This is a genomic window from Bradyrhizobium sp. Ec3.3 (assembly GCF_000472925.1).
Taxonomy (GTDB): Bacteria; Pseudomonadota; Alphaproteobacteria; order Rhizobiales; family Xanthobacteraceae; genus Bradyrhizobium.
In genome coordinates this window covers 1-10,568 of sequence record NZ_AXAS01000121.1, presented here as the reverse complement: position 1 = coordinate 10,568, position 10,568 = coordinate 1, and the positions used below count along the sequence as shown (strand labels likewise).

At 57.0% G+C, this 10,568-nt stretch carries 9 protein-coding genes and 5 pseudogenes; 11 read left to right on the top strand and 3 right to left on the bottom strand.

Annotated features, from left to right (window positions below):
• Positions 1-266: 266 nt before the first annotated feature.
• From YUU_RS54380 to YUU_RS57955, 5 genes and pseudogenes are all read left to right on the top strand, one after another.
• Positions 267-449, top strand: a pseudogene (locus YUU_RS54380) (IS630 family transposase); the annotation flags it as partial.
• A gap of 29 nt (positions 450-478) precedes the next feature.
• Positions 479-796 (top strand): annotated as a pseudogene (locus YUU_RS0144955) (hypothetical protein); the annotation flags it as partial.
• A gap of 805 nt (positions 797-1,601) precedes the next feature.
• Positions 1,602-2,519: a TauD/TfdA family dioxygenase gene (locus tag YUU_RS0144950; protein WP_027528006.1), complete on the top strand. Its 918-nt coding sequence runs from the start codon at positions 1,602-1,604 to the stop codon at positions 2,517-2,519.
• 356 nt (positions 2,520-2,875) lie between these two features.
• Positions 2,876-3,007: a hypothetical protein gene (locus tag YUU_RS62550; RefSeq protein ID WP_256375346.1), complete on the top strand. Its 132-nt coding sequence runs from the start codon at positions 2,876-2,878 to the stop codon at positions 3,005-3,007.
• Between the two features lie 561 nt (positions 3,008-3,568).
• Positions 3,569-3,850 carry a hypothetical protein gene (locus YUU_RS57955; RefSeq protein ID WP_198031970.1) on the top strand — a complete coding sequence of 94 codons (282 nt, stop codon included), beginning with the start codon at positions 3,569-3,571 and terminating at the stop codon, positions 3,848-3,850.
• A 178-nt stretch (positions 3,851-4,028) separates the two neighbouring features.
• Here the strand turns inward: YUU_RS57955 and YUU_RS57950 are convergent.
• Positions 4,029-4,420, bottom strand: a pseudogene (locus tag YUU_RS57950) (transposase); the annotation flags it as partial.
• Positions 4,421-4,909: 489 nt separating this feature from the next.
• Here YUU_RS57950 and YUU_RS0144935 point away from each other — a divergent pair.
• The 5 genes and pseudogenes from YUU_RS0144935 to YUU_RS57945 form a co-directional block, all read left to right on the top strand.
• The gene (locus YUU_RS0144935) at positions 4,910-5,803 is read left to right on the top strand and encodes a transporter substrate-binding domain-containing protein (RefSeq protein ID WP_027528004.1); all 894 of its coding nucleotides are present in this window, start codon (positions 4,910-4,912) and stop codon (positions 5,801-5,803) included.
• A 19-nt stretch (positions 5,804-5,822) separates the two neighbouring features.
• On the top strand, positions 5,823-6,479 hold the full coding sequence (locus YUU_RS0144930; protein ID WP_027528003.1) for an amino acid ABC transporter permease: 657 nt from the start codon (positions 5,823-5,825) through the stop codon (positions 6,477-6,479).
• On the top strand, positions 6,469-7,131 hold the full coding sequence (locus YUU_RS0144925) for an amino acid ABC transporter permease (protein ID WP_027528002.1): 663 nt from the start codon (positions 6,469-6,471) through the stop codon (positions 7,129-7,131). The genes YUU_RS0144930 and YUU_RS0144925 overlap by 11 nt, the downstream gene beginning before the upstream one ends.
• A 66-nt stretch (positions 7,132-7,197) precedes the next feature.
• Entirely contained in the window at positions 7,198-7,998 is an 801-nt protein-coding gene (locus tag YUU_RS0144920; protein ID WP_051390272.1) for an amino acid ABC transporter ATP-binding protein, read from the top strand.
• Positions 7,999-8,138: 140 nt separating this feature from the next.
• Positions 8,139-8,733: pseudogene (locus tag YUU_RS57945) on the top strand (hypothetical protein); the annotation flags it as partial.
• On the opposite strand, the gene YUU_RS0144905 reads toward YUU_RS57945, so the two are convergent.
• Positions 8,721-9,503 carry a class I SAM-dependent methyltransferase gene (locus YUU_RS0144905; RefSeq protein WP_198031969.1) on the bottom strand — a complete coding sequence of 261 codons (783 nt, stop codon included), beginning with the start codon at positions 9,501-9,503 and terminating at the stop codon, positions 8,721-8,723. The pseudogene YUU_RS57945 and the gene YUU_RS0144905 overlap by 13 nt on opposite strands.
• Positions 9,504-9,906: 403 nt before the next feature.
• A pseudogene (locus YUU_RS54370) lies at positions 9,907-10,278 on the bottom strand (transposase); the annotation flags it as partial.
• Between the two features lie 82 nt (positions 10,279-10,360).
• Here YUU_RS54370 and YUU_RS0144895 point away from each other — a divergent pair.
• The coding region (locus YUU_RS0144895; protein WP_027527996.1) for a transposase at positions 10,361-10,568 on the top strand (208 nt) is incomplete at its 3' end.

Below are 10,568 nucleotides of genomic sequence, written 5' to 3'. Positions count from 1 at the left end.
CGCGACCCGTCTGGCAGGCGCAACAAGGACAGAATGAGACCGCTGACTTCGGCCGAGCCACGAGCACCACCCTGTCGGTGTGGGGGAGGATCTGGACAATCGAAAGCTCGGGGGAAACCAGTGAGCGGAAGGCTTGAAGCAAGGCGAATCACGGGCGTCGACTGCGATCCTGACCTTATGCCCTTATTCGCACTGTCCGTGAATCCCGCAGCCTGCACCAAATGTGCGGAAGAACCCCTGATTGACGCTACGCGCTTCCACCCAAATTGCCGCGCGGCACGCCCGACCTGAACCCGATCGAACAGGTCTTTGCCAAGCTCAAGCACCTGCTCCGCAAAGCTGCCGCGCGAACCGTCGACGTGGTCTGCGCCGCAATCGGCCACGCACTCGATGCCTTCACCTCCCAGGAATGCGCCAACTACCTCAAAAATTCAGGCTATCGAATTTAATGCCATCACGCTTTAGCGCACTATGTGGTATGATCGACTTCAAACGCCCTGACGACACCATACAGAAAACCCTGCTCGATCCTCAATCCGCTCTGAGCAAGCTCGACCCGATTTGGGCGCATGTCCGGCGGGAAGCCGAAGAAATCGTCCGGCGTGAACCGGGTCTCTCCACCTTCATCTATTCAGTGGTTCTGCACCATGACCGGCTCGAGAACTCAATCGTGCATCGCGTCGCCGAGCAATTGGATCATCCGGAGCTCTCAGGCGATTTGATCCGTAAAGCCGACCAGAGTGCGCGTCGCGACGAGCCCGATCTGGGCAACGCGTTCCGCGCCGATATGATCGCCGAAAGCCGGCGGCAGCACATCCGCGGCACAGGAGCCTGCCAAAATACTCGCCCGACTTGAACCCGAGTGAGCAGGTCTTCGCCAAGTGCGCCGCAAAACTTGCGCCTTCGATCGGCCCCTCGATAAAACGTGGCGCGTCAATGTGGTCATGACGCAGTGCAGCCAAAAAGATCTTGGTTCTCCAGCGGCCATGCGGAACCTTGGCCGTAAGTCTCTGGCCATGTGTCGTCCACCCGCAGTGGGGCCATCTTGGTTTTGCTCCAGGGGTGGGTAGGCCGGGGGATTTTCACCATCGGCCTCTCGCAGAATGGTCCGCAGCCTCTCGGTTCACACCGCTCCCATCAGGTGAACGTGGTGTTCCAAACCAGTGTGCGAACAGCCCCACATTGTCCCGAGCCAGCTTTCGAAGAGCGAAGCACCGGTTTTGTGGAGCCGGAAGCGCTTGTACTTTCGCATGATCCACGCGCCTTCGGCTTCTGATTAACGTAATCGACCAGAGAGAACAGCGCCAAACGGCTGAACCCGCCATAATAACCTATTCACCGATTTGGTCCGAGAGCAACGCCAGCCGGCTGTGACGTCGGCCGACCTCGATCGGGTGAGAACAGCCCACTAGGATAGGTAGGTTCGGTGGCAATGGAGATATGTAACGTTAGCCGCCAGCGAGCAGGAGGCGATATGAAGGAAGCCATGACGAGCCAGCGAGAGGCTCGCTAACCTTGATGCCCGGCTGCGTCAATGCCCTTCGTGTCACAGCTGAACAGCTTTATCTGGCGAAAAAAGCGGGAATTTGGAGAATGTCAAGATGAGTGAAATGGTCTTGATCGATAAAGTCATTCCACGTACCGACGTGGTCAAACGCACGGCGCGCATCGGCGCTGAAATCAAGAATATCGAGCTGTCGAGCGATTTACCGGACCACACCATCGGTGCGATAAACACCCTGCTGCTTGAGCACAAGGTCATCTTCTTCCGCGACCAGGGTCATCTCGACGACGTTGAGCAGGAGCGCTTTGCTCTGCGTTTTGGAAAGCTTGCGCCAAATCCGACGTTCGGTGCTACCAAGGGAACGATGTCGATCATCGACATTGATTCCGCACGGCCACCTTTCCGGACTGACCTTTGGCACATGGACTGGTCCTGCTTGGATGCCTATCCCAAGATTTCGGTGCTGCGAGCCGTTGTGATCCCACCTGTCGGCGGCGACACAGTGTGGTCAAACACCGCGACCGCATATCTAGACTTGCCGCCGCCGCTGCGACGGCTTGCCGACGACCTCTGGGCTGTTCACAGCTTCCCAGTAGTTGCCCGCCCTACCGAAGCCGATATGAACCCTTATGACCAAGCCCTTACCAGAGCGTGGTTTGAGACCGAGCATCCCGTTGTACGTGTCCATCCGGAGACCGGAGAACGCACGCTGGTGCTAGGCTCTTATGTGGAACGTTTTGTGGACGTCTCGAAATATGACGGCCAGAGGCTATTCGATCTCTTTGAGTCTCATATCACCGCGCCGGAAAACACTGTGCGCTGGAACTGGCGGCAGGGTGATGTCGCTATCTGGGACAACCGTGCCACGATGCATTATGCGGCCAAGGATTACGGCGATCAGCCTCGTGTCGTTCGTCGCGCAATGATCGAGGGCGAGGTGCCCGTCAGCGTCGACGGCCGGTGCAGTGTGGCGCGTGTCAAGTTCATCAAACAGCCTCCCGCAAATGTCGGGTAGCGCGTTTGCAAGTTTCGCGGAGATCCGGCCGATGCAGACTGCGTCCGCCGAAAACGCTTCCAATAGACCGGTGCCCGAGGTAGTGCGATGACGCCGGCGGTGTTGGCCGCCGGTGGTCTCGCGCGAAACCCCGGTCGACGACGGCGCGGTTGTCACAGTTGGGGCCATCCATAGGGGCGAAGCGGCCAACATAATTTGCCCGTCGGGCATCATGCAGGGCACGATCAGGAGCCGCAGCCCAGAGCGCCGGGTGTTGCTCACCCAGCGCGTGCGCGAAGTAGCCGAAGCTGCCGCCGCGATGCACCGCGGTCAAGCCGAATGCGTCATCCGCACCGGCGAGCCGGCGGTGGTCAACGATGCTCGAAATGGTGAGGCGCTTCCAGCAAGTAGTCCACGACACCGCCGGGCGTGAGGCCTTCACCAACAGGAACAACGGCCCGACCGCGGAGCTTGCCGTTAGATACATGCTCGATCTCTTGAATTCCTGAGTGCGGGAATCATATGATCGTGCAAACCGCTCCGCTTTCAGCTGGAAAAGAATCGTGCTCCGTATCGAGGTGTGCATGTCTCCGCTGGCCACGTTAGTTAAAGTACCTGAGCCGGCGCTGCTACGGAGCGCGGCAACCGCGAGCGGGGCGTCAACCAGATGTAGCCGAGCCGGGGCAGGTGTTCGTGAACAACCACCGCTGATGTCAAGTTCAATTGCCATTTACTGACGCAGAAGGATCAGGCTTCGGCCTCGAAAGGGAGTAGAACGCCAAGGCTGCGGCGGACGCTGCCTCGATCCCGGGGCCTCGGAGAGCCGAGCAACCTAATGCTCATTCTGAAACAGTTCGGCCAGTTCTTTGGACCGCTGGCCAAAGTTGCCGCTATCGTCGGATATGCAACGCAAGAAGGCCGGACGCCCGCACGGCGATCTGCACAAGGATCTCGACGTCGGGGCCGCGGCCCGTGCCGCACTGGCAGAGCGCAACCGCTCGCGAGGTAGTGTACAGTTTTCGAAACGGCGGAAGAGTTCGCGATCAACGCTGCGGTACTGAGATCCGCGGGTGGGCGCCTTCATCGACGAGTGCCTGGCCGGCGTCGATGGTCCTTCGAACCGCAATTTCAACACGCGCTGGATCGGCTCTTTGGTCGCGGAGGCCTATCGCATCCCTCGTCCACTACGGTGTGTTCACCTATCCTTCCGACGAGCGGCCAGACCACGACGGGTGCCCACTTACGAGGCGGATTCGATCCCCTTCATGATGGAGCAGGCCGGGGGGGGCCCGGCCTCGACCGGGCGCGAGCGCATTCTCGATCTCGCGCGCATAATCTGCACCAGCCCGTGACGTTAATCATGGGCTCTAGCCATGAGGTGCCGCGGGAGTTGCATTGCGACCGCTGGTCGCAAGTGTCTCCGCGACGCTGTTCGCCCGGGCGGCTTCTCAACGTACGGCGCGTTACAGCGTGAACGCTCACACATCAAAAACTCGGCAAGCGGTTTGGCGGAACCGGACGGTAATTCCCGCACGTGCGGACCCCGGAGCTACCGGCGTGTTTGGCACCGCTGACCGATCCGGCAAACGGCGCGTTCTTGCGACTGAGCTTGATGCTGCGGATTGATCGTTCGACCGTGTTGTTGTTGAGTTCGATGCGGCCATATCGATGAAGCGCGTCCGCCCCTGCCAGCGCGAGAGTGCGTGGCGGATGGCGTCGGCGGGCTTGATCTTTTGGCTGGTGAGAGCCTGCTTGGCGCGTAGCCAGGCCTCAAAGGCATCTGCGAGCGGCCCGCACGAGACGGCGCTCCTCCGCGCTGTGGCCGCGGATCTCCTTCTCGATCGCATAGAATGCGGCGATGTGCCTGAGGGCCTCACTCGCGATCGGAGGGGCCCGGCTGCCGCGAGTTCGTGAGCAGAACGACACTTTCATAAAGGCGGGATTGAGTCGCAGTTTATTGCGACCTTCGTCGAATTCGGCAATGCCATTAGGATCAACCATTTTGGCTCGGTTATTCCTAGTAGGAGGGCTCAGTCTTATGGCCCTCTGCGCGATGTAGTGATCGAGCTGCGCGCCATACTATGCATCGCGAGCCTAGTCGCAGGACCGCTGCCTCCAATCGGCGGAGCAAAATCAGGTCACCGCTGCGTCTCACGAGGCTACTTCCAAAGCCGCCACGCTCTCTACAGCGCAACTCGAAAGCACTCGCGAGCGGCCCCCAGTCAAGAGCCTGCTTTTATTCCGCCGCACTGGCCTGGATTCCTACCGCACCAGAGCCGGAATTCCTTGACTTAGGGCTATTGTATGCCGAAATTCTGCGCTGTTTGCCGGAATTTCGCTCGAACCGCCCTCTAGACTCCGGCGAAACTCACTAATCCATTGCGGGTGAGCCAATCGACTAGGAGGTAAAGATGGCGGGACTAGAATTCAGCAGGCGAACCGCGTTGGTCGGAAGTGCCGCTCTGGTGATGCTCAGCGCTGGCGTTTCTGCTGTTTGTGCGGAGTCGATTACCGATCGTGTTCTCAAAGAAGGTAAGATCACGATCGGCATCCATAATCGGTCGCCTTGGGGGTTCAGGGCTGGCGACGGTAGTGCCACCGGCTTTCATCCGGATATGGTCAAGGCGGTCCTCGGTCCACTTGGGGTCAAGGAAGTCGACTTCGTTATTACAGACTTTTCCGCCCTTATTCCCGCACTAATGTCCAAGCGAATTGACGCTATCGCGTCCGGTATGGGCATCACACGGGTGCGCTGTGATCAGGTGATTTTCACTAATCCCGATATTGTTATCAAGCTAACATTGGCGGTGCTGCCGGGCAATCCGCTCAACATTCACAGCCTTGCCGATGTGGCGAACAGCACGGCTATTCGCATCGGTGTGATCCGAGGCGCAACTGATGCTGATATCGCCGCTAAGGCCGGCGTTCCAAAAGATCGCATGCTATTGCTCCCCGATTACAGCTCACTGGTTAGCGCGTTATTGTCTGATAGGATCAATGGAATTCTATTACCAACAGCGTCTGTGGCCGAACTCCTCAAAGATCCCGAACTGAAGGGAAAGCTTGAGCGCGCGTCTCCCTTTGTTGGATTGGTTGAAAATGGCCAAGAAGTAGCCGGTGGCTACCCGGCGATCGTATTCCGGCAGGAAGATTCGAGGTTGCGCGATATCTATGATGAGAGCTTGGCAAAACGGAAAGCGGAAGGAACGCTGAGAAAGATAGCGGCAGAATATGGTTTTACCGACGCGGACACCAATCCGGACGGTCTGACGGCCAAACAGCTATGCCCTGACAACTACCGCTAGATGGGAGCTAGCAGAGCGGATGAGTTTTTTGGAAATCATGCACGGAATCTACCAAGGATTTGGTGTCACTGCGGTCGTCACAATCCTCGGAGTCCTATATGCAATACCATTCGCTCTGCTCGCGGGTGTGCTCCAGCACTATTCGATCGGTATTTACCGCCTTGGGATTACTGCGGTAATCGAGTTCTGGCGCAGCTCTCCCGCGATCGTTCTTCTCTATGCTTTCTACTACTCGTTGCCTGCCTTTGGCGTCTATCTCTCCGGGATTGCCGTCGGCGCGATGGTGCTCGGGCTAAACATCGGAGGGTATGGCAGCCAGTCAGTCCGTGCGGCATTGCAAGCACTTGATCGTGGGCAGTGTCAGGCTGGGCTGGCTTTGGGGTTGAGTCGCTTTGATGTTCTTCGCTTTATTGAATTGCCTCAGGCAATCGCGGCGATGATTCCGACATTCATCAACCAAGCGATCCAACTGATTAAAGGAACATCACTGGTTTCTCTGATCACACTCGCGGATATGACGTTCCATGCAAAGCTAATTTCCGAAAGGAGCTACAATCCAGTTGGCATATATTCAGGTCTCCTGCTTGCTTATCTGATGATTTGCTACCCAGTGACCATTTTGGGGCGGCATCTGGAGAGATCTGCCCGAAAAGATGGGGGCGCTCGTGAATTTTGACGTTGCGTTTGCAATACGGATTGCGCCTTTGGTGTTAGAGGGGGTTGGGCACACAATTCTAGTTGCGCTACTCTCTTTCTTTGCTGCAACAATAATTGGTTTCTTCTGGGAGATGTTGAGGCGGTCTTATTGGCTTATGCGCCCAATCACCCAGTTCATTATTGACGCGATTCGCTCAACGCCCCTACTGGTTCAAATTTATTTCCTGTTCTTCGTGCTGCCCTACTATGGTGTAACCTTGCCTGCATTGTTCGTAGGCGTTTTCGGACTAAGTATTTACTACTCCGGATACATTTCCGAAGTCTTCAAAGCTGGCATCGACGCCGTGCCGGTGGGACAGAGTGAAGCAGCGCAAAGCCTTGGACTTAATTCGCGTGACACGGTGGTATTTGTGATCATGCCGCAGATGTTGCGCAACATTGCAGCGCCACTTGGCTCCTATTTGATTTCCATCCTCAAGTCCACGCCGTTACTCGCGGTGATTGCGGTTCCGGAGATGCAGGGAAGCGCGTTCGATGTGGCGGCGGAAACTTATCGTTATGCCGAGCCGATGTTCGTTACCGAGGTTCTGTTTCTTATCCTGGCCCTGATCGCGGTCGCTCTTGTTACAGGGCTGGAGCGGCACCTCGGACTCAGCACGCCGTTTCATTAGAACTGATTACGAAAATAGTCGCGAATGAAATATAGAGCCGACTACAAAGGAGGCGCGGGAGGAGCAATGAAATCTGGAGCAGCGGAACGGAACACGGGCGGTAGCGAACTGCAGAGGATGGCGACTCCCGTTGCAGTGCTGATCGAAGGCGTTTCGAAATGGTACGGGACCTTTCAAGTTCTACGCGACGTCACACTTGACGTGCGCGTTAGAGAACGGATTGTGGTATGTGGTCCATCAGGTTCTGGCAAATCCACTTTGATCCGGTGCATCAATCAGCTTGAAACGCATCAAAAAGGCAGGATTGTCGTAAACGGCACCGAACTGCGCCCCGGCATGAGAGGGTTGGAGGAGGTGCGGCGTGATGTTGGGATGGTTTTCCAGCAATTCAATCTCTTTCCTCATTTGGCAGTCATCGATAACTGCACCCTCGCTCTGATCCGTGCGCGCAAGATGGCCCGCGATGCGGCCGAGAAGATCGCGATGGAGAATCTCGAACGGGTCCGCATACCCGAGCAGGCGAGAAAATATCCAGCTCAATTGTCTGGCGGGCAACAACAGCGTGTCGCGATCGCTCGTGCGCTGTGTATGAAACCGAAGATCATGCTATTCGACGAACCAACATCGGCACTTGATCCGGAGATGGTGAAAGAAGTGCTCGATGTGATGACTAGTCTTGCAAATGAAGGCATGACGATGATTTGCGTCACGCACGAAATGGGGTTTGCACGCGAGGTCGCCGACCGAGTAGTTTTTATGGATGGCGGCGAAGTCATCGAGCAAGCATCGCCCGCGCAATTCTTCCGCCATCCAGAGCATGCCCGCACCAAGAAATTCCTTAGTCAACTATTTATTAACAGTCGTTAAAGACCGACAATTCCGTTTAATGGTCCTTCAGGCGCAATTGAGCGATCTCGCTGCGGGAACATTGTTACACATGTGCAGAAGCCTCATCTGGAAGTCCTTAGTGGCAAAGTTCGTGTCGGGCGAGGTAGGCATGGTCATCGGCACTTGCATCAATGAAGAGCGTCAAGCCGAAGGTCGGTTCTGGCGAGCCGCCGGCGCCAGGCGACCGCAATGCCGAAGCGGATTTCCATGGCCAGAAACGTTTCGAACCACATCCATACGTCGACCACCGACCCCGACGCCAGGCTCTATCGCAGGGTAAAGGAAAAGAGACCAAGCTGTGCTTTATCGGGCATGGGCCGATGGAGAACCGCCACGGCCTCGCCTGGCTCTGGCGGACGGGCATGCCGAACCGGTGGCCGCGCTGCACATGATCGAGCCGTGCGCCGACCGGCCGATAGCGAGCAGCTTGTGGCCGGCAAAGCCTATGATGCAGAAGACTTCGTCAACGAGCTGCGCTCAATGAGCGTTGCGCCGCATGTCGCGCAGAACACCAGCGGCCGCAGTTCTGCGGTCGACCGGCGAACGATCCGGCACGGCGGCTATGACGTCAGCCAGCGCATCCGCAAGCGCATCGAGGAGGCATTCGGCGGCTGGATCAAGATGCGATCGCCCATGCCCTTGCGTTGCTCAAAAAAGCAAGCGAGCTTGGTCATCCTACGCCACCATGCGCGCGGTCGACCTCATACGCGTTGAGCATGCCATGCCCTAGTGCGAAATCGCAGGCCGGCCGGCTGCCACCTTCGGAACGTCTGCGCGATCATCTGTAGGATGGAATCCCAAACCTCGGGGGAAACCTGACTCGGGATATCCTGTCTCCCGGACCAAAAGTTGACATACCGCTCCTCGCTCATGGATATCGCTTCTGTGGCATCGATTGAAATGCAGTTGCCCAAACCGGGATATTGGTTGAGGAGCGCCTCGTAGGTTCCCATCTGACCGACGAGTGGAGTATCCCGCCGTCGTAAAGCCGGTGCCATGTCGCGTATCCGATTTTCGATTTCGAGTTGAAAGGGATCAGTCTGAAGATCTGGAAGGAGGGTTGCAATTGTGAAGGACCCGCGAGGCCGTAAAAGTCGCATGCTTTCGCGAAGCGCTTCGCTCGCGTTCGTCAAATGGAAGGACGTGCTGTAGCAAACCCAATCTAGCGAATCGTCGGCGAGGCCCGTGCATTCTCCCGGCGCATTAATCCAAGATACGGCTGGATAAGTTCGGCCGAGCCTCTGCCCCACCTCAATCATCTGACTATCAGGCTCGACTGCATAGCCTGAAAGCCCCATGTCAGCTAGGGCATAGGAAATCGAGCCCGTACCCGCTCCGATATCCCCGAAGACCGGGCTCTTGGTCAGGTGCTTTACCTGGTCAACAAGCATCTGAAGCAGTCGTCGTGAATAGGGTGGGAACGTCGGATAAAACTCTGCCACTTCGGAAAAGCTTCCAAAGGACGGCCTCTTGGCAACTTGCATCTTCTTCTCCATCATCTTGATGATTTGTTAGTGCAGCGCACGCGACATGAACCTTGGTTGGCAGCTTCCACCGCTTCGCACATCAGAAATCAAAACTTGTGCCAACTCGGCTGATCGAAGCCGAAGAAAGAAGTATTTGTGATTGCTTTCAGCTATTTAATCTGCGAGGCAAAGTGAGTGATTAGCCAAACAAACTTGTGTAGCCGACCGGACAGAAGGTGTCGGCATTCAGGCAATAGCCTCCGTTTGTGAGGAATTTTGGCGGTGAATCCCGCGCGGGGCACTTCCGAGTAAGGGAGCACGTCAGTCCTGGTCCAGGTCTCGTCGATCAAGATTTGGTCAGCTTCGACGCAAACTTGAGACTTCGTCCACTGTGCTCGCGCTGTGACCTTGCCCCCAAGTTTTATCCAGTCCTGAGTTCGCTCTGGCTGGTGGATTTACCCGGATGGGCGGTGGTAGCGACGGGAGCTGGTGCGCAGCCATCGGCATAGCGCAGCGCCAGATCCCGTCGCGGGTTGCAGGTGAAGGCGAACTCCGATGGTGTTTTTCATCCGAGTTGCGAGTGAGGTCGCGTATCGTTGTAGTCGGCCCGCCAATGTCCGAGTTCGACCCGGGCCTGGGCCAGCGAAGTGAACAGCGTCTCGTTCAATTCGTCTCGGAGGCGGCCATTGAAGCTTTCGATGAAGGCATTCTGCGTCGGCTTGCCGGGTGCGATGTAATGCCAGGCGACGCGGCTCTGATCGGCCCATGTCAGGATGGCGTTGCTGGTCAATTGTTCGCCGTCAGGGCTTGTGAGACACATTGAAGGGTTTTGCGGAGGGAGGATTTCTGGTTCATCGTAGCCACCAGGAGCGAAGATGAAGCAGAAATCCGGACCGGGCAAAGCGCCGGCAGAACAAGTGCTCAAGGACATTCGGCGCCAGACACGCCGGCAATATTCGGCGGAAGAGAAGATCCGTATCGTGCTGGAAGGACTGCGGGGCGAGGAGAATATCTCCGAGCTCTGCCGGCGCGAGGGCATTGCCGCCTCAATGTACTATGGCTGGTCCAAGGAGTTCCTCGAAG